Here is a 17,607-nt window from a genome sequence, read left to right on the forward strand (position 1 = left end):
GCGCTCAGCTGCGATGCGCCCGATAGACCGTCAGCGCACGACGCGCCGCGCGCACACGCAGGTGATCGCTCGCCTCGCCCACCTCGCCGTCGCGCGCGATGCGCTCGGGTCCGCCGGGGAGGCCGATCTCGAACTCCGGAGCGGACACCTCGTGGTATTGCTTCACCCGGGCCAGCTGTCCGGTGAGTGTCGCGAGCAGGACGACGAAGCGCGACCAGCGGCCGGACACGTCGAGGATCCGCAGATCGATCAGGCCGTCCTGAAGGTCTTCGCGCACGGTGGGGGCGAAGCCGTGCGGCTGGTACTGGCCGTTCCCGATGAACAGGAGACTCGATTCCCGGGTCCTTCCGTCGACCGTCACGGAGACCGCGCGGTCCTTGCGCATCGTTCGCCACCCGGCGACGAGCGCCGCGAGCGGCTTGCCGATCCTCTTCTCCCTCCCCTCGCGGATGCGCACGAAATCGGTGTAGGCGCCGACGCTGGCCGTGTTGAGGAAGATCTGGTCGTTGAGGTAGCCGACATCGACCTTCGTCGCCGTGCCGCGCCGGATCGCGCGCACCGTGTCCTTCACCCGGTCGGCGCCGATCGTGCGGGCGAAGTGATTGAAGGTTCCGCCGGGGAACACCGCGAGCGGGAGATCCCTCTCGATCGCGGCCTGCGCGGCGGCGGCCACGGTGCCGTCGCCGCCGGCGACCGCGAGCACGTCCGCTCCGGCGGCCGCTCGGCGCATCACCGCCGCGACGTCGTCGGACTCGTGCAGCTCGACGATCCCCATGTCGGGCAGCGCCCGCCGCAGGACGCGCGTGAGATCCGCGCCGCGCCCGCTGTGGGACGCCGGGTTGACGACCAGCGTGACGCCCTTGCCACGGGGGCGGGGCTGCAGCTGGTCGAGCTCGCGAGGGGCGGACACGGCCGGCGTCGGCACGGGCGGCACGAGCCGGCGACCGATGGCCGCGACCGTGCTGCCCAGGACGAGACCCGCGGCGACATCCGAAGGGTAGTGCGCTCCGGTGGCGACCCGGGAGAAGCCCACGAGTCCCGCGAGCACCTGGAGCGGCACGCCCGCCGCCGGAAGCTCGGCGCTGACCCCGGCCGCGAAGGCCGCCGCGCTCGCCGCATGTCCGCTGGGGAACGAGGAGGAAAGCGGCGTCCTGCGGGACAGCCGGCCGAGCGGGACGAGCGTCTGGATCGGACGCTCGCGATGATGCAGGCGCTTGGCGAGCTGGTTCGCGATGAGGCTCGTCGCCCCGAGGGTCACGACCCCGCGCAGGCCGGCGCGCCGCGCGCGGCTGCGTCCGGTCAGGTAGAGGCCCCCCGCGATCCCGAGCCACAGCAGGGAGTGGTCGGCGGCGTTCGTGAGCCGAGGCATCCAGCGGTCCAGGACCGGGCTGGGCGTCGTCGCGACCGCGGAGAAGACAGCCGCGTCCAGGGCGCGCACCTGCTCTCGTGCCTCGGCAGCCGCGTCGCGGATCGGGCGGGGGCTTCTCCTGCGTGTCATCGGACACCTCCTCGATCCACGGTAGCGAAGAGCCGGTGTCGGAGCGCCCGCTGCGGGGCGCTAGGGCAGGGTCCGCCGCGGGACGAAGCGGGGGATGAACCGCAGGAACCCGACGGCGCCGATGATCCCGATCGCGCCCATGGCGGCTGCTCCGATCGCGAGCGAGCTGATCGCCGCGATCCCCGAGAACAGCAGGGGAGCGATCGCGCCGCCGGCGTCGGTGAGCGTGCGCCAGGAGCCGAGGAACGCGGCGGGCTCGGACTGCGGGGCGACGTCGGCTCCGAGCGTGAGCAGTATTCCGCTGGAGAGCCCGTTGCCGACGCCGAGCACCGCGGCGATCATGCCGAACCAGAGCACGTTCGTGCTCGCGTCGTGCGTGAGGGAGAGCACGAGGAAGCCGGCGCCCATCAGCACCATCGCCGGCAGCGCGGCCCAGAGGCGGCCGAAGCGGTCCATGACCTGACCGCTCGCGTAGAACAGGGCGAAGTCGATCGCGCCGGAGACGCCGACCACGAGCGCGATCGACGAGGCGTCCAGCCCGATCGAGACGCCCCACAGCGGCAGCACCACCTGGCGGGCGGAGCGCACGGCCGAGAGGCTCGCCGCGGCGAGGCCCAGGCGCCCCAGCACCCCGCGGTTGCGCCACATCGTGCGGAAGACGCCTGCGCGCTCGATCGTGGGGATCGATCCGCTCACCGCCTCACCGGTGTCCTCGACATCGCCGGGATCGCGATCGGCGGCCGCGGCCTGCGCCTCCGGATCCGGCCCGAACAGCACGAGCAGGATCAGCGCGACCAGCAGCACGACGAAGAACCACAGGGCGGCGTTCTCGGTGTGGAACAGAGCCAGCAGCGCCGCGGCGATGAAGGGCCCCACGAACATGCCGGCACGGAAGGAGCCGCCCAGCAGCGACAGCGCGCGGGCGCGGAACTCGACCGGAACACGGGTCGTCATGAACGCGTGCCGGGCCAGTCCGAACGCCGCCGCCGACATGCCGACCACGAACACGGCGACCGTGAACACGACGAGGCTCGGCGCGAGCGCTCCCGCGACCACGCCGATGAGGGAGAGGGCACCGGCGATCACCATCGTGTACCGCTCGCCGACCCGCGACACCAGCCAGCCCGCGGGGATGTTGCCGCACAGCTGTCCCACCACGAGCGCCGAGGCGATGAGGCCGGCCGACGCGAGGGTCGCCCCCCGGCTCGCCGCGATCACGGGGATGAGCGGCACGACCGCGCCCTCGCCGAGCGAGAAGAGGAGCGTGGGCAGGTACACCATCGGGCCGAACTTCCACAGCACAGAGATCGCCCGTTCCGCCACGACTCCACGGTAGACCCGTGCGCGGATGCCGGGTCGCGCACCCGCGGGCGACGACGATCTGGCCCGAGGGTTCGTCAGGGCATCGCTGCGCGCGATACTCTGAGGTGCCATGCTCGAACTTGATCTCTCCGCCGAAATCGCGGCCCTCCGTCAGACCTTCGGCGACATCCGCGAGGTCGCCGACGTCGAGGGACTCCGCGCCGACATCGAACGCCTCAGCGAGGAAGCGGGCGCGCCCGACCTCTGGGACGACCCCGAGAAGGCGCAGAAGGTGACGAGCGCCCTCAGCCACCGCCAGGCGGACCTCAAGCGCGTCACCGAGGTGGAGCAGCGTCTCGACGACCTCGAGGTGCTGGTCGAGCTCGCCAACGAGATGGAGGACGAGGACTCCGCCGCCGAGGCGCGCGCCGAGCTCGCCTCCCTCACCGACACGGTGAACCAGCTCGAGGTGCAGACCCTGCTGGACGGCGAGTACGACGAGCGCGCCGCGATCATCACGATCCGCTCGGGTGCGGGCGGCGACGACGCCACCGACTTCGCCGAGATGCTGCTGCGCATGTACCTGCGCTACGCCGAGCGCCACAAATTCCCGGTCAAGGTCATGGACACCTCCTACGCCGAGGGCGCGGGCATCAAGTCCACGACCTTCGAGGTCGATGCGCCCTACGCCTTCGGCACCCTCTCTGTGGAGGCGGGCACCCACCGCCTCGCCCGGATCAGCCCGTTCGGATCCGCCGACAAGCGCCAGACGTCGTTCGCCGCCGTCGAGGTCATCCCGCTCATGGAGGAGGCGACCGAGGTCGACATCCCCGAGGGCGACATCCGCGTCGACGTGTTCCGCTCCTCGGGTCCCGGCGGCCAGTCGGTCAACACGACCGACTCCGCGGTGCGCATCACGCACCTGCCGACCGGCATCGTCGTGTCGATGCAGAACGAGAAGTCGCAGATCCAGAACCGCGCCGCCGCCATGCGCGTGCTGCAGACCCGCCTGCTGCTGCTGCAGAAGGAGGAGGAGGCCGCCAAGAAGAAGGAGCTCGCGGGCAACATCACGGCGAGCTGGGGCGACCAGATGCGCTCCTACTTCCTCTACGGCCAGCAGCTCGTCAAGGATCTGCGCACCGGACACGAGTCCGGCAACCCTGCGACGGTCTTCGACGGCGACCTGGACGGCTTCATCTCGGCCGGGATCCGCTGGCGCAAGCGCAAGGACGAAGACGACTGATTGCCGTCGGACTCCCGGTTGCTCAGCGCCTTCCCAGGTGACGGAGCACGGGAATCCCCGTAGGGTGGTCTCCCGATGACGGTGACACGGAGAATCCCGATGACTCTGACCCGGAAGACGGCGGCCGGCTGCGCCATCGCAGCGCTGATCCTTCCTGCCGCGGCGACGGCGGCGTTCGCCTTCCCTCCCGCGGACCCGTCCGCCGGGCGCAGCGCGGTGTCGCTCGTCGTGGATCCGCAGAGTTACACGGTCGCGTCCGCCGCTCAGGAGCAGACCCTCTCCCGCGCCGCGTTCGAGGTCTACACGCCGCCGGCGCCGCCCGCCGCACCCGCTGCCTCCGAGGCGCCCGCGTCCTCGGCGACGGCCGCATCGGCATCCGCCGCGCCGCAGTCGTTCTCCGGTGAGGCCGTCGTCGCCTACGCCGAGACCTTCGTCGGCGTGGTCCCCTACGGCTGGGGCGCCGACCCGAGCGACTCCTTCGGCTGCGACGGACTGGTCCAGTACGTGTTCGGCCACTTCGGGATCAGTCTTCCCCGCGGCGCCGACAACCAGGCCGCGCTCGGCACCGTGATCTCCGCCGACGAGGCGCGGGCGGGGGATCTGGTCTGGTGGCCGGGGCGACACATCGGCATCTGGGACGGCGCCGGGGGCATCATCGACTCGCCCGACTGGGGGCGCTACGTCGAGCACCACGCGCCGTGGGCGAGTTCGGGCCCGCCGATCTACATCCGGCTCTGAGCGCCCGGCGCGGCGCCGCGGATCACGGCGCCGTCTTGCAGGCCGTGACCGCCTCCATGGTCGTCTGAACGACCAGCTGCCGCTCGGTCTCGTCGGACTGGATGTCGCGTCCGTCCGCCACGTTGATGAGACTCTCGGTCGAGACCTCCGAGTCGACGAGATGCTGTCCGATACACAGCGCCTCATCGTCGGTGTACTGGCCGCCGGCGCCCGCCGCGTCCATGATGACGAGGAACCCGTCGGCGACCTCCTGAGCAGAGGGCCTGTCCGCGGCATCGGTGGTCGTGGTGCCCGGATCCGTCGCCGCATCGGATGCCGCCGGAGCGGATCCGTCGAACTCGTCCGGATGCGTGCTCGCGTAGCCGAGGAAGACCGTGAACAGCACGATGCCGGAGACGATGCCCGCGACGATCGAGAGCGCGATCCCCACGATTCCCGGCCACTTCGCGCCCCGGAGGAACAGCGAGACGATCGAGAGCACGAATCCGATACCCAGCAGGATCCAGCCGAAGAGCATGATCGGCGGAATCCAGGAGACGATCGCGCCGACGGCGGTGACTCCCAGCGCGATCCAGCCGAGCACCCCGACGCGCTTGGTCCCGGGCGCGGGTACGGCCATCGCGGGGACGGCCGTCCCGGGCACGGCCATCTGGGGTGCGGCCATCTGCGGCGCGTCCATTGAGGGGGCGGGGGAGCCCGGAACGACCGGAGGGGTCGATGGCTGCTGCGGGCCGGCGTACTGGTCGGTCCACTGCCGGCCGTCCCACCAGCGCTGCCTTCCGGATCCGTCGTCGTACCAGCCTGCCGGCGTTTCCATGGAGCCCCTCCCGTTGGCGAGGATCGCGCCCCATCGGCGATATCCTCAGCGTTCCAATAACACTCGCACAGAGTCTTCCCAGAATCATCCGGGACAGCAAACTCGCCGGACCGGCATCCCGCCGACTCGGCGCCGCCAACCCGCCGCGCGGGGGTGTCGCTCGCGGGCTGCGGGCCACGCCCGCTTAGGCTCGACACGCCATGATCCGATTCGAGAACGTCACCAAGCGCTATCGCGGCACCAAGCGTCCCGCGCTCTCCGGGGTCGATTTCGAGGTGCAGCGAGGCGAGTTCGTCTTCCTCGTCGGCGCGTCGGGATCCGGGAAGAGCTCCTGTCTGCAGCTGATCCTCCGCGAGGAGTCACCGACCTCCGGCCGCGTCGCCGTGCTCGGGCGCGACCTCAAATCCATCGCGAACCGCAAGGTCCCCTACTTCCGTCGCAGCATCGGGTCGGTCTTCCAGGACTTCCGTCTGCTGCCGTCGAAGACCGTGTACCAGAACGTCGCGTTCACCCTGCAGGTGACCGGCGCCTCGCGGGGCTTCATCCAGCAGGCGGTGCCCGAGGCCCTCGCGCTCGTGGGCTTGAGCGGCAAGGAGAAGCGCCTGCCGCACGAGCTCTCCGGTGGTGAGCAGCAGCGCGTGGCGATCGCGCGGGCCATCGTCAACCGCCCGCAGATCGTGCTCGCCGACGAGCCGACCGGCAACCTCGACCCCGGCACGTCCGTCGACATCATGCAGCTGCTCGCGCGCATCAATGCCGGCGGCACCACGGTGGTCATGGCCACGCACGAGGCGGCGTTCGTCGATCAGATGCAGCGCCGCGTGATCGAGCTGCGCGACGGCGAGATGGTGCGCGACGAGGTCGGCGGCGGCTACGGCGACACCTCCAACGTGCCGCGTCTGGAGCCCGAGGCGATCCGTGGTGCGGCGGCGACCGCCGCCCTGCAGACCGTGCGGGAGGTGCACCGGGAGACCGAGGCCGCGATCGCCGAACCGGTGGCCGCCCCCGCGCCCGCCGATGCGCCGAGGAATCCGCGACCGACGGCCTCGACGGCCGACGACGCGCCGCCGGCTTCGCCGCCGATCGTCGTCCCGCCTGTGGACCTCGCCGAACTCGGGGTCGCCGACCGGCTCGGGCTCGATACCGGCGACGACGAGGAAGTGGGTCCCGTGTCATGAGGTTCGGACTCATCCTCGGCGAGGCGCTGACCGGCCTGCGCCGCAACGCCTCCATGGTCATCTCCGTCGTGCTGGTGACGTTCGTGTCCCTCACGTTCGTCGGCGCGGCGATCCTCATGCAGGCCCAGATCGGCACGATGCGGGCCTACTGGCAGGACCGCGCGCAGGTCGCGATCTACATGTGCTCCTCGGTCTCCACGTCGCCCGGGTGCGTCGGCGGCGTCGCGACGGAGGATCAGATCAAGGCCGTCCAGGCCGAGCTCGACGGCGACACGCTGAAGCCGCTGATCGCCAAGAGCTCGTTCCAGACGGCGGACGAGGCCTACCAGGAGACGCTGAAGCTCGTCGGCAAGGACTACGCCGGTGTGCTCACCCCCGATCAGGTCAACGCCGTCTTCAAGGTGAACCTCAAGGACCAGACCCAGTCGGCCGTGATCGCGGAGGCCTTCAGCGGCCTCAAGGGCGTGGACGAGGTGAAGGACCAGCTCGAGTACCTGGATCCCCTCTTCAACGCGCTCACCGTCGCGACGTACATCGCCGTCGGGATCGCCGTGCTGATGCTCATCGCCGCGGTGCTGCTGATCGGCACCACGATCCGATTGTCGGCGTACGCGCGACGGCGGGAGATCGGGATCATGCGCCTGGTCGGAGCGTCGAACCGCTTCATCCAGACGCCGTTCGTCCTGGAGGGCGTGTTCGCCGCCGTGATCGGTTCGGTGCTCGCGAGCGCCGCGGTGCTGCTGGGTGTCCACTTCGGCGTGCAGGAGTACCTGACGAAGCGGGTCGCGTTCATCACCACGTGGGTCGGCCTCAACGAGGCGCTCCTCGTCGTCCCGGTGCTGATCGGCATCGGCGTGATCCTTGCGGCGCTCAGCGCCGGGTTCGCGATCCGCCGGTGGCTCCGCGCCTGATAGGCTGACAGGCTGCCGTGCGCCCGCGCGGCGCAGAATCAGGAGATCGCCATGCCCAGGGAACGCGGGGAGAAGGTCATCGCGACCAATCGTCGCGCACGTCACGACTACAACCTCGAGAAGTCGTACGAGGCGGGACTCGTGCTCACGGGCACCGAGGTGAAGTCGCTGCGCCAGGGGCGCGCCAACCTGACGGACGGATACGCGTTCATCAAGGGCAACGAGGCGTTCCTCGATGCGGTGCACATCCCGGAGTACTCGCAGGGGCACTGGACGAACCATTCGGCCAAGCGGATCCGCAAGCTCCTGCTGCACAAGGAGGAGATCGCGAAGCTCTCGCACGCGGTCTCCGCCGGTGGCTACACGCTCATCCCGCTGCGCCTGTACTTCTCGGATGGGCGCGCCAAGGTCGAGATCGCCCTCGCGAAGGGCAAGCGCGAGTACGACAAGCGGCAGACCCTGCGTGAGCGTCAGGACACCCGCGAGGCGGAGCGCGCGATGCGCTCCCGCAACCGCCTGGGGGAGTGACCTCTTCGCGCGCGGGCGTCTGAGCCCGAGCTACGGGGCAGGATCGAATCCGAACACCTCGCCGAGGAAGCGCAGTTCGGCCTCCGCCGCGGCGATGATCGTCTCCGCCCGCCGGAATCCGTGCCCCTCTCCGGGGAACAGCAGGTACTCGTGCCGCACGCCGCGCGCGGCGAGCGCATCGCGGATCGCCTCGGACTGCGACGGCGGGACCACGGCGTCATCCGCCCCCTGCAGGATCAGCACGGGCACGTCGATCCGGTCCGCGTGGGTGAGCGGCGAGCGGTCGATGTACGTCTGCTCGGCTTCGGGCAGCGGCCCGACCAGTCCGTCCAGGTAGTAGCGCTCGAAGTCGTGCGTCTCCTCCGCGAGAAGGCGGAGGTCGACGACCCCGTAGCGGTCGATCCCCGCGGCGAACACCCCGCCGCGCACGAGTGCGGACAGCACGGTCCATCCGCCGGCGGAGCCGCCGCGGATGGCGATGCGCGCCGGGTCCGCGATCCCGGCGTCGGCGAGACCCTGCGCCGCGGCGAGGACGTCGTCCACGTCGACGACGCCCCACTGACCGTCGAGCCGCTCGCGGTAGGCCCGGCCGTACCCGGTCGACCCGCCGTAGTTCACCTCGAGCACGCCGATCCCGCGGCTGGTGAACGCGGTGATCCAGCTCGCCTGCGCTCCGGTCGCGTGCGCGGTGGGGCCGCCGTGCACCTGCACGATGTACGGAGGCAGAGCGCCCGCCTCGGCGCGGACGCCGGGATTCGCGGGCGCGTGGTCGAACGCGTGCACGGGGCCGTGCGGTCCTGCGAAGGTCACCGGGCGCGCCCCCGGCACCCAGGCCGGATCCACCGCGTCGCCGGCGCGGATCGCCCGGACGGTGCCGGCGTCGACGTCGAGCTCCCAGAGACCGGGGGTGACCCGCCGCCCCTGACCCGTGACGAGCACTCGGGAGCCACGGGCATCCTCGAGGCTGAGGTCGGCGTCGAACGGCACGTCCAGCTCGCGGAGGAGCGCGCCGTCCCGGTCCAGCAGGACCAGCGAGTCCGAGCCGTTCGTCCGGACCGCGAGGATCCGTCCGTCGTCCAGGATCCGGAACCAGCGCTGGCCGAGCACCCAGAGCCCGCCGCCGGTGTCGGCGTCGGCGCGCGAGAAGTCCTCGCGGGTTGCGAGGGGTGTCGGGATCGGAGGCGCCGGCTGCGCGCCGATGCGTGCCCGGTGCAGATTCCACCGGCCCGTCGCATCATCGGCGAACAGCAGCTCGTCATCCGAGACCCATTCGGGCTGCAGCGCCGCCCGGCTCGGGATCGCGCCGTCGGCGCCCGAGGCGAGATCCACGACGCAGGCGAGGGCGGCGTCCCAGGGCATGCGCGTGTCCGGCCAGAGCACATAGGCGAGGCGGGATCCGTCGGGTGAGAGCGCGGGGTGGGCGTAGAAGCCGCCGTGGGAGACGATCACGCGGACGGCCCCGTCGTCCTCCGCCGCGGATCCGTCGACGGGGATCTCCACGATGGCACGCACATGCGGGTCGGGTCGCAGGTCCTCCCGCACGGCGAAGAGACGCCCTTGCTGCAGCCGGAGTCCTCCGTACTGCGCTCCCGAGGGCGTCAGCGGCACGGGTGCGACGGCTTCCGGATCCCACCGGCGCACGCGCTGATCGTCGCCGTCGACGAAGAACAGCGTGCCGTCATCCGCCACGGTCCACGCGCCGCCGCCGTACTCGTGCACGCGGGAGCGCGCGCCCCACGGCGCCGGCAGCACCTCGTGCACCGTGCCGTCGGGCGCGGTGCGGAGCACGCGCATGCGTCCGCGCTCCTGCGGCACCGACTCGCTCCACCAGATCCCGTCCGCGGCGAACCGTGCGCCGTCGATCCGCACGCCCGCGGCGGCGAGGTCGGCCGAGGTCAGCGGGGAGGGCCAGGAACCGTGTGCAGCGCTCATGCTTCGAGCCTAGAAGAGCGCGCGGCGGATGCGGGCGCGGATCCCGCCGGCCGCGGTTCGCGGAGAGCGCGACACATGATGAAACACAGAATGCGTCGCCCCTCGGCGCCGCCTACCGTGGGGGGACCACCCCGATGCAGGAGAGAGATGTCCTTCGATGCGCCGCCGTTCGCCCCGATCGGGGTCGTCGCGCCGCGCGTGCCGATCTCCTTCGAGCTGTATCCGCCGCGTACCCCGGCGCCGGTCGAGGCGCTGCACGAGACCATCCAGCAGCTCGCCTCGGTGACGCCGCGCTTCATCTCCGTCACCTACGGCGCCGGCGGCTCCGTGGGGGGCCGCTCGCTCGACGTGCTGCGCTACATCCGCGAGCACACCTCGGTCGAGCCGCTGGCGCACCTCACCTGCGTCGGCAGCACGTACGCCGGGGCCTCCCGGCTGATCCGGGAGTTCCTCGACGCGGGGATCCTCAGCTTCCTCGCCCTGCGCGGGGATCCGCCGATCGACGAGAGCGCGCCGTTCCTCGGCGACCTGGAGAGCTCGGCTCAGCTCGTGCAGCTCATCGACCGGGCGCAGGCCGAGCGTGCGCCCTACCAGGAGCGCCCCATCCCCGGCGTCCCGGGCGCCGTGCAGGTGACCCCGCGCCGCAAGGTGAACATCGCGGTCGCCGCCTATCCGAACGGGCACCCGCGCTCGACCTATCGGAACCAGGACATCGACGCGCTGCTGGCCAAGCAGGCGGCGGGGGCGACGCTCGCGATCACGCAGCTCTTCTTCCATCCCGACGACTACTTCGCCTTCGTCGAGCGGGCCCGCCGCGCCGGGGTGACGATCCCGATCCTGCCCGGGATCATGCCGATCACCTCGCCCGCCCGGCTCCGCCGCGTGCTGGAGCTCAGCGGCGAGGAGCTGCCCGCCGAACTGTCCATCGCGCTCGAGGTCGAGCCCACCGCCGAGGGGCGCACCGAGATCGGCATCGCCCAGGCGGCCGCCCTCGTTCGCGAGCTCGTCGACGGCGGCGCACCCGGCGTGCACCTGTACGCCTTCAACCAGCACCGCACCGTGCTCGACGTGCTCGAGAACGCCGGCGTGCTCCAGACCGTCGGCGCGCGCTGAGCCGCACCTTCCCCCTTCCGTCAGAGAGGACCGTCATGACCGCATTCCCCGAGGGCACCGTCCTGGGCTACCCCCGCATCGGCCGTCGCCGCGAGCTCAAGAAGGCCGTCGAGGCGTTCTGGGCCGGGCGGATCGACGAGGCCGAGCTCGAGCGCACCGCCGCCGAGCTGCGCGCGACCACCCGGGAGCGCCTCGCCGCGCAGGGGCTGGGCCGTGACGACTCGGCGATCCCCGAGTCGTTCTCGTACTACGACCAGGTGCTCGACGCCGCCGTCACGGTCGGCGCGATCCCGGCGCGCTTCGAGGATCTCCGCTCCGAGGACGGCACGATTGGCCTGCCCGCCTACTTCACCGTCGCCCGCGGCGAGGGCGAGCGCGCGCCGCTCGAGATGACGAAGTGGTTCGACACGAACTACCACTACCTCGTGCCGGAGATCGGCCCCGACACCGTGTTCTCGCTGTCCAGCGACCGCATCGTGCGCCAGGTGCAGGAGGCGGCGGAAGCCGGCTTCCGCACGCGTCCGGTGGTCGTCGGTCCCGTCACCTTCCTCGCCCTCGCCAAGGCGGCCGACGAGGCGCCCGCGGGCTTCGACCCGCTGTCGCGCCTGGACGACCTGCTGCCGGTGTACGCCGAGCTGCTCGGCGCGCTCAAGGCCGCGGGTGCGGAGTGGGTGCAGCTCGACGAGCCGGCCCTCGTGAGCGAGTCCCTGCCCGCCTCGGTCGCCGAGCTCGGCGCCGCCGCCGCACGCGCCTACGGCGTCCTCGGCGGGCTCGCCGAGCGCCCGGCGATCTTCGTCGCCGCGCCGTACGCGGCGCTCGACGCGAACCTCGAGGTCCTCGCCGCGGCCCCGATCGAGGCGATCGGCCTCGACCTGGTGCGCGGCACCGTGCCCGCTGCCGTCCCCGGGCTCGCGGACAAGGTGCTCGTCGGCGGCGTGATCGACGGTCACAACATCTGGCGCGGCGACCTCGCTGCGGCCTTCGACACCCTCGAGGCGCTGCGCGGTCTCGGCGCGGCCGGCGTCTCCGCCGCGACCTCCACGTCGCTGCAGCACGTGCCGCACGACGTCGAGGACGAGACGAAGCTCGATGCCCGGCTGGTGAGCTGGCTCGCCTTCGCCGACCAGAAGGTCGCCCAGGTCACGACCCTCGCCACGGGTCTCGCCGAGGGCCGCGACGCGATCGCCGCCGAGCTCGACGCCGCGTCCGCCGCTCTCGCCGATCGCCTGAGCGCCCCCGGCGTGCGCGTCGAGGCCGTGCGTGCGCGGACCGCGGGCCTCACCGAGGGCGACTTCAGCCGCGGGGACTACGACGCCCGCGTCGTGGCGCAGGAGAACGCGCTGAACCTGCCCGCGCTGCCGCTCACCACGATCGGATCCTTCCCGCAGACCGGCGAGATCCGTCGCGCCCGTGCGCAGTTCACCAGGGGCGAGATCACCGCCGACGAGTACGACGGCTTCCTCCGCGACGAGATCGGCCGCGTCGTCGAGCTCCAGGAGGAGCTGGGCCTGGACGTGCTCGTGCACGGCGAGCCCGAGCGCAACGACATGGTGCAGTACTTCGCCGAGAACCTCGACGGCTTCGACGTCACCGAGAACGGCTGGGTGCAGTCCTACGGATCCCGCGCCACGCGTCCGTCGATCCTGTGGGGGGACGTCTCCCGCCCCGCGCCGATCACGGTCGCCTGGTCGCAGTACGCCCAGTCCCTCACCGCGAAGCCGATGAAGGGCATGCTGACGGGTCCCGTCACGATCCTGGCGTGGTCGTTCGTGCGCGACGACCAGCCGCTCGCGGAGACCGCGAACCAGGTGGCGCTGGCGCTGCGCGACGAGATCGCCGATCTCGAGGCCGCCGGCATCGGCGTGATCCAGGTCGACGAGCCGGCGCTGCGCGAGCTGCTGCCGCTCAAGAAGGCCGACCAGCCGGCCTATCTCGACTGGTCCGTCGCCTCGTTCCGTCTCTCCACCGCCGGTGCGGAGACCGCCACGCAGGTGCACACCCACCTCTGCTACTCGGAGTTCGGCGTGGTCATCGACGCGATCCGCGCTCTGGACGCCGACGTGACGTCGATCGAGGCCGCCCGCAGCCGCATGGAGGTCGTCACCGACATCGCCGCCTCGGGCTTCGACCACGGCATCGGCCCGGGCGTCTATGACATCCATTCCCCGCGCGTGCCGGAGACCGCCGAGATCGAGACGCTGCTGCGTCGCGCCGTCGAGGAGATCCCCACGCGTCAGCTCTGGGTCAACCCGGACTGCGGCCTGAAGACGCGTGGCTACGAGGAGACCAACGCCTCGCTGCGCAACATCGTCGAGGCCACCCGTCGCGTCCGCGAGGACGTCTCGGTCGCGGTCTGACCGTGTAGGTCGTTCTGCTCGTCGAGGCCCCCTCGCAGCACCGAGGCCCCCTCTCAGATCCGGATCTGAGAGGGGGCCTCGGTGCGCAGAGGGGGTATCGACGCGGATGGCTCGATGGCGCGATGGCGCGTGAGGATCAGACGGCGCGCAGCACGGCCACGACCTTGCCCAGAACGGTCGCGTCATCGCCCAGGATGGGCTCGAACGCGCTGTTGCGCGGCAGCAGCCACACGTGACCGTCGCGGCGGCGGAACGTCTTGACGGTGGCCTCGCCGTCGAGCATCGCGGCGACGATCTCGCCGTTCTCGGCCGTGCCCTGGGAGCGCACGACCACCCAGTCCCCGTCGCAGATCGCGGCGTCGATCATCGACTCGCCGGAGACCTTCAGCATGAACAGGTCGCCCTTCCCGACGAGCTGGCGGGGGAGCGGGAAGATCTCCTCGACCTGCTGCTCCGCCGTGATCGGCACACCCGCCGCGATCCGGCCGACGAGCGGCACCAGGGCCGCGTCGCCGACCGACGGCGCCGTGTCGGCGGGGTTCTCCGTGGAGGTCCCCGGAAGGTCGATCAGCACCTCCATGGCGCGGGTCTTGCCGGCGTCGCGGCGCAGGTAGCCGCTCAGCTCGAGCTGGCCGAGCTGATGCGTCACGCTGCTCAGCGACTTGAGGCCGACGGCGTCGCCGATCTCGCGCATGCTCGGCGGGTAGCCGTACCGGGCGATCGAGGTCTGGATGACCTCGAGGATCGCCATCTGCTTCGCACTGAGGCTCTTGCGGCGCCGCGTCCGCGGGGCCTCGGAGCCGGGGGTCGCGCCGTCGCTCATGCCATCTCCTTCGTGTGCGTCCGGCCTTCGCGGAGCCGTTCGATCCCGCCTGTCCGGGGGCGGCGGTTCGAACGTCGGTGGTCCGTGATGGGGTCTTGTTATCGAAACCGTATCCGAGACCGGAGCGGAATCGGTAGATCTGTTCGAGCGTGTCGATGAATTCGGATCCCCGATTTTCGAAGAACGCTTGACAGATGTTCGAACTCGAAAGTAGTTTCGGAACGTAGGTTCGCCTCTCCAGAGGCCCGGACCCCCGGAAGCTCACACAGAGGAGCTATCGGGATCCGGGGAGAGGCGGACCCGCACACAACAGAGGAGAAGCACCATGAGCAGCATCACCTTCGCCGCACCGGTCCCCGCCACGCGTCTGCGGATCACCGCCCGCGGTCGGCGCGTGCTGGCGGCGCTGGTCGCGCTGCCGGTGGCCGCCGGGATCGCCTTCGCCGCACTGAGCGGGGGATCGGCTCTCGCCTCGGGCGAGCACACCGCGGGAGGCGCGTTCGCGACGGTCACGGTGCAGCCCGGGGACACGCTGTGGTCGATCGCGGGCGAGATCGCACCCGACGCGGATCCGCGTGACGTCGTGGCCGACATCTCCCAGCTCAACATGATCGGCGGCGGCGTGATCGAGGTCGGTCAGCACCTGGCGATCCCCGCGCAGTACAGCGCGACGCAGCGCTGACTCGCACCGCGCCGGACTCGGCACCCGTGCTCCGCCGGAGCTCTGCAACCGCCGACATCTGTGCGCCGGTGCACATCCGAGCCGCCTAGCATGGCAGGGTGACTGCCTCGCTCGACGACTTACCCCTTCGTGACGACCTCCGCGGGCTCCGCCCGTATGGAGCCCCGCAGGCGCCGCTGCCCGTGGCGCTGAACGTGAACGAGAACACCCATCCGGTGCCCGAGAGCGTCGCGAGCGACATCCTCGACGACATCGCGGTGGCGCTGCGCGACGTGAACCGCTACCCGGACCGGGAGTTCACCGAGCTCCGGGAGGCGTTCGCGGGCTACCTCGGCCACGGCCTCGAAGCCTCGAACATCTGGGCGGGCAACGGATCCAACGAGGTGCTCCAGCACATCCTCCAGGCGTTCGCCGGTCCCGGGCGCACGGTTTTCGGCTTCGCCCCGACATACTCGATGTACCCCCTGCTGGCCCAGGGGACGGGTGCGACCTGGGTCGCCGGCACGAGGCACCCCGACTACGAGATCACCGTCGACGAGGCGGTCGCGCAGGTGCGCGAGCACGACCCCGACGTGATCCTGCTCTGCGCGCCGAACAACCCCACCGGGACGCCCCTTCCGCTCGAGGTGGTCGAGGCCGTCTACGACGCCGCCCGCGGCATCGTCATCGTGGACGAGGCGTACCAGGAGTTCGCTCCCAAGGACTCGCCCTCCGCGCTGTCCCTGCTCGACGGGCGGCCGCGGCTGGCCGTCTCGCGCACGATGAGCAAGGCCTTCGCCTTCGCCGGGGCGCGGGTCGGCTACCTCGCCGCGGACCCTGCGTTCATCGACGCGCTCCGTCTGGTGCGGCTGCCCTACCACCTCAGCGCGCTGACCCAGGCGGCGGCGATCGCGGCGCTGCGCAACGCGCCGATCATGCTGGGGATGGTCGATGAGATCGTCTCCCAGCGGGATCGCATCACCGCGACCCTCGAGGCGCTGGGATACCCACCGCATCGCTCCTGGTCGAACTTCGTGCTGTTCGGCGGCGTGACCGACCCCGCCGCGACCTGGCGCGCGCTCTACGACAAGGGGGTCCTGATCCGTGATGTCGGGATCCCGAATCACCTGCGCGTCACGGCCGGCACCGAGGCCGAGACCACCGCGTTCCTGGACGCGCTCGCCTCGATAGGATCGGCCTCATGACCGCTCGTTCCGCCCGCCGCACCCGCTCCACCTCCGAGTCGACGATCGAGCTCGAGCTGAACCTGGACGGCACCGGTCAGAGCCACATCGACACCTCGGTGCCCTTCTTCGATCACCTGCTCACCGCGTTCGCGAAGCACTCGCTGACCGACCTCACGGTGCGCGCCTCGGGCGACATCCACATCGACGCGCACCACACGGTGGAGGACGTCGCGATCGTGCTCGGCCAGGCGATCCGGGAGGCCCTCGGCGACAAGAGCGGGATCTCCCGCTACGGCGATGCGCTCGTGCCCCTGGACGAGGCGCTCGTGCAGGCCGTGGTCGACATCTCCGGGCGGCCGTACCTCGTGCACGAGGGCGAGCCGGCGGGCTACGAGCACCACCTCATCGGCGGTCACTTCACGGGTTCCCTCGTGCGGCACGTCTTCGAGGCCATCGCCTACAACGCCGCCCTCACCGTGCACGTGCGCGTGATCAGCGGCCGCGACCCGCACCACATCGCGGAGGCCGAGTTCAAGGCGTTCGCGCGTGCGTTCCGGCAGGCGAAGGCCCTCGACCCGCTGGTGGTCGGTGTGCCGTCGACCAAGGGCGCCCTGTGAGCGCGTCCGCCGAGGGGCGTCGCCCCACCGTCGCGGTGTTCGACTACGGCTCCGGCAACGTGCACTCGGCCGTGAAGGCGCTCATCCGCGCCGGCGCGGACGCCCGGCTGACCGGCGATCGCACGGAGGCCCTCGAGGCGGACGGACTCGTGGTCCCTGGTGTGGGCGCGTTCGCCGCCGTCCGCGAGGCCCTGGCCGCTCACCGCGGCGATGAGATCATCGAGCGTCGCCTCGCCGGCGGTCGCCCGGTGCTGGGGATCTGCGTCGGCATGCAGGTGCTGTTCGCCGGCGGGGTCGAGCGCGGGGCCGAGGTCGACGGGCTCGGCGAATGGCCGGGAGTGGTGACGGAGCTCGATGCTCCGGTGCTCCCGCACATGGGCTGGAACACCGTCGAGCCGGACGAGGGCAGCGTGCTGTTCCGCGGCATCGAGCACGAGCGGTTCTACTTCGTGCACTCGTTCGCCGCGCAGTCCTGGGAGCTGGAGGTCATGCCCCCGTTCCCGCAGCCGCGGCTCACCTGGGCGGAGCACGGATCCCGATTCCTCGCGGCTGTCGAGAACGGACCGCTCTCGGCCACGCAGTTCCACCCGGAGAAGTCCGGCGATGCGGGGATCCGGCTTCTGGGCAACTGGATCTCCACGCTCTGACCTCCGCGGCCGTGCGGCGGAGGGGATTGGTGCCCCACCGTCGCCCGGACTACTC

At 71.3% G+C, this 17,607-nt stretch carries 16 protein-coding genes; 11 read left to right on the plus strand and 5 right to left on the minus strand.

The window, feature by feature from the left end:
* Positions 1 to 4 precede the first annotated feature (4 nt).
* Both J8G10_RS16070 and J8G10_RS16075 read right to left on the minus strand, forming a co-directional pair.
* Positions 5 to 1,498 (minus strand): bifunctional phosphatase PAP2/diacylglycerol kinase family protein, encoded by a 1,494-nt coding sequence (locus J8G10_RS16070; RefSeq protein ID WP_251447165.1) that lies wholly within the window; start codon positions 1,496 to 1,498, stop codon positions 5 to 7.
* Positions 1,499 to 1,558: 60 nt separating this feature from the next.
* The gene (locus J8G10_RS16075; protein WP_251447285.1) at positions 1,559 to 2,779 is read right to left on the minus strand and encodes an MFS transporter; all 1,221 of its coding nucleotides are present in this window, start codon (positions 2,777 to 2,779) and stop codon (positions 1,559 to 1,561) included.
* Between the two features lie 151 nt (positions 2,780 to 2,930).
* Here J8G10_RS16075 and prfB point away from each other — a divergent pair, with 151 nt between their 5' ends.
* Together prfB and J8G10_RS16085 are read left to right on the plus strand one after the other, a co-directional pair.
* A complete protein-coding gene (gene prfB / locus J8G10_RS16080) occupies positions 2,931 to 4,043 on the plus strand; it encodes a peptide chain release factor 2 (protein WP_251447169.1) in 1,113 nt (370 codons plus the stop codon).
* A gap of 99 nt (positions 4,044 to 4,142) precedes the next feature.
* Positions 4,143 to 4,781, plus strand: a complete 639-nt coding sequence (locus J8G10_RS16085) for a C40 family peptidase (RefSeq protein ID WP_251447172.1) — start codon at positions 4,143 to 4,145, stop codon at positions 4,779 to 4,781.
* Positions 4,782 to 4,803: 22 nt separating this feature from the next.
* On the opposite strand, the gene J8G10_RS16090 is transcribed toward J8G10_RS16085, so the two are convergent.
* Positions 4,804 to 5,598 (minus strand): DUF2510 domain-containing protein, encoded by a 795-nt coding sequence (locus tag J8G10_RS16090; RefSeq protein ID WP_251447175.1) that lies wholly within the window; start codon positions 5,596 to 5,598, stop codon positions 4,804 to 4,806.
* Positions 5,599 to 5,798: 200 nt separating this feature from the next.
* On the opposite strand from J8G10_RS16090, the gene ftsE reads away from it, so the two are divergent.
* From ftsE to smpB, 3 genes are read left to right on the plus strand one after another with little or no spacing between them, the layout of a single operon-like run.
* Positions 5,799 to 6,776, plus strand: a complete 978-nt coding sequence (gene ftsE, locus J8G10_RS16095) for a cell division ATP-binding protein FtsE (RefSeq protein ID WP_251447178.1) — start codon at positions 5,799 to 5,801, stop codon at positions 6,774 to 6,776.
* The gene (gene ftsX, locus J8G10_RS16100; protein WP_251447181.1) at positions 6,773 to 7,687 is read left to right on the plus strand and encodes a permease-like cell division protein FtsX; all 915 of its coding nucleotides are present in this window, start codon (positions 6,773 to 6,775) and stop codon (positions 7,685 to 7,687) included. The genes ftsE and ftsX overlap by 4 nt, the downstream gene beginning before the upstream one ends.
* Before the next feature lie 51 nt (positions 7,688 to 7,738).
* The gene (gene smpB, locus J8G10_RS16105) at positions 7,739 to 8,215 is read left to right on the plus strand and encodes an SsrA-binding protein SmpB (protein WP_251447183.1); all 477 of its coding nucleotides are present in this window, start codon (positions 7,739 to 7,741) and stop codon (positions 8,213 to 8,215) included.
* A gap of 30 nt (positions 8,216 to 8,245) precedes the next feature.
* On the opposite strand, the gene J8G10_RS16110 is transcribed toward smpB, so the two are convergent.
* Positions 8,246 to 10,147, minus strand: coding sequence for a prolyl oligopeptidase family serine peptidase (locus tag J8G10_RS16110; protein WP_251447186.1), 1,902 nt, complete (start codon positions 10,145 to 10,147; stop codon positions 8,246 to 8,248).
* 147 nt (positions 10,148 to 10,294) lie between these two features.
* On the opposite strand from J8G10_RS16110, the gene J8G10_RS16115 reads away from it, so the two are divergent.
* Both J8G10_RS16115 and metE read left to right on the plus strand, forming a co-directional pair.
* The gene (locus J8G10_RS16115) at positions 10,295 to 11,260 is read left to right on the plus strand and encodes a methylenetetrahydrofolate reductase (RefSeq protein ID WP_251447188.1); all 966 of its coding nucleotides are present in this window, start codon (positions 10,295 to 10,297) and stop codon (positions 11,258 to 11,260) included.
* A 35-nt stretch (positions 11,261 to 11,295) separates the two neighbouring features.
* Positions 11,296 to 13,617 (plus strand): 5-methyltetrahydropteroyltriglutamate--homocysteine S-methyltransferase, encoded by a 2,322-nt coding sequence (gene metE / locus J8G10_RS16120; RefSeq protein ID WP_251447190.1) that lies wholly within the window; start codon positions 11,296 to 11,298, stop codon positions 13,615 to 13,617.
* Positions 13,618 to 13,753: 136 nt separating this feature from the next.
* On the opposite strand, the gene lexA is transcribed toward metE, so the two are convergent.
* Positions 13,754 to 14,440 carry a transcriptional repressor LexA gene (gene lexA, locus J8G10_RS16125; RefSeq protein ID WP_251447192.1) on the minus strand — a complete coding sequence of 229 codons (687 nt, stop codon included), beginning with the start codon at positions 14,438 to 14,440 and terminating at the stop codon, positions 13,754 to 13,756.
* A gap of 325 nt (positions 14,441 to 14,765) precedes the next feature.
* Here lexA and J8G10_RS16130 point away from each other — a divergent pair, with 325 nt between their 5' ends.
* The 4 genes from J8G10_RS16130 to hisH all read left to right on the plus strand — a co-directional run bounded on the left by J8G10_RS16130 (position 14,766) and on the right by hisH (position 17,552).
* Positions 14,766 to 15,122 (plus strand): LysM peptidoglycan-binding domain-containing protein, encoded by a 357-nt coding sequence (locus J8G10_RS16130; protein WP_251447195.1) that lies wholly within the window; start codon positions 14,766 to 14,768, stop codon positions 15,120 to 15,122.
* 98 nt (positions 15,123 to 15,220) lie between these two features.
* Positions 15,221 to 16,306, plus strand: coding sequence for a histidinol-phosphate transaminase (locus J8G10_RS16135; RefSeq protein ID WP_251447197.1), 1,086 nt, complete (start codon positions 15,221 to 15,223; stop codon positions 16,304 to 16,306).
* Complete coding sequence (gene hisB, locus J8G10_RS16140; protein ID WP_251447199.1) at positions 16,303 to 16,905, plus strand: imidazoleglycerol-phosphate dehydratase HisB; 603 nt, start codon at positions 16,303 to 16,305, stop codon at positions 16,903 to 16,905. Before J8G10_RS16135 ends, hisB begins: the two co-directional genes overlap by 4 nt.
* Entirely contained in the window at positions 16,902 to 17,552 is a 651-nt protein-coding gene (gene hisH, locus J8G10_RS16145; protein ID WP_251447201.1) for an imidazole glycerol phosphate synthase subunit HisH, read from the plus strand. Before hisB ends, hisH begins: the two co-directional genes overlap by 4 nt.
* The last annotated feature ends 55 nt before the right edge of the window (positions 17,553 to 17,607 follow it).

Source organism: Microbacterium sp. USTB-Y (genome assembly GCF_023703415.1).
Lineage (GTDB): Bacteria > Actinomycetota > Actinomycetes > Actinomycetales > Microbacteriaceae > Microbacterium.

Bases quoted from the DNA above. Each gene is read 5' to 3' on its own strand.
- J8G10_RS16070 (WP_251447165.1), bottom strand. From the start codon at position 1,498: ATGACACGCAGGAGAAGCCCCCGCCCGATCCGCGACGCGGCTGCCGAG.
- J8G10_RS16115 (WP_251447188.1), top strand. From the start codon at position 10,295: ATGTCCTTCGATGCGCCGCCGTTCGCCCCGATCGGGGTCGTCGCGCCG.
- J8G10_RS16090 (WP_251447175.1), bottom strand. From the start codon at position 5,598: ATGGAAACGCCGGCAGGCTGGTACGACGACGGATCCGGAAGGCAGCGC.
- hisB (WP_251447199.1), top strand. From the start codon at position 16,303: ATGACCGCTCGTTCCGCCCGCCGCACCCGCTCCACCTCCGAGTCGACG.
- J8G10_RS16075 (WP_251447285.1), bottom strand. From the start codon at position 2,779: ATGGTGTACCTGCCCACGCTCCTCTTCTCGCTCGGCGAGGGCGCGGTC.
- metE (WP_251447190.1), top strand. From the start codon at position 11,296: ATGACCGCATTCCCCGAGGGCACCGTCCTGGGCTACCCCCGCATCGGC.
- ftsE (WP_251447178.1), top strand. From the start codon at position 5,799: ATGATCCGATTCGAGAACGTCACCAAGCGCTATCGCGGCACCAAGCGT.
- prfB (WP_251447169.1), top strand. From the start codon at position 2,931: ATGCTCGAACTTGATCTCTCCGCCGAAATCGCGGCCCTCCGTCAGACC.
- ftsX (WP_251447181.1), top strand. From the start codon at position 6,773: ATGAGGTTCGGACTCATCCTCGGCGAGGCGCTGACCGGCCTGCGCCGC.
- J8G10_RS16110 (WP_251447186.1), bottom strand. From the start codon at position 10,147: ATGAGCGCTGCACACGGTTCCTGGCCCTCCCCGCTGACCTCGGCCGAC.
- J8G10_RS16085 (WP_251447172.1), top strand. From the start codon at position 4,143: ATGACTCTGACCCGGAAGACGGCGGCCGGCTGCGCCATCGCAGCGCTG.
- smpB (WP_251447183.1), top strand. From the start codon at position 7,739: ATGCCCAGGGAACGCGGGGAGAAGGTCATCGCGACCAATCGTCGCGCA.
- lexA (WP_251447192.1), bottom strand. From the start codon at position 14,440: ATGAGCGACGGCGCGACCCCCGGCTCCGAGGCCCCGCGGACGCGGCGC.
- J8G10_RS16130 (WP_251447195.1), top strand. From the start codon at position 14,766: ATGAGCAGCATCACCTTCGCCGCACCGGTCCCCGCCACGCGTCTGCGG.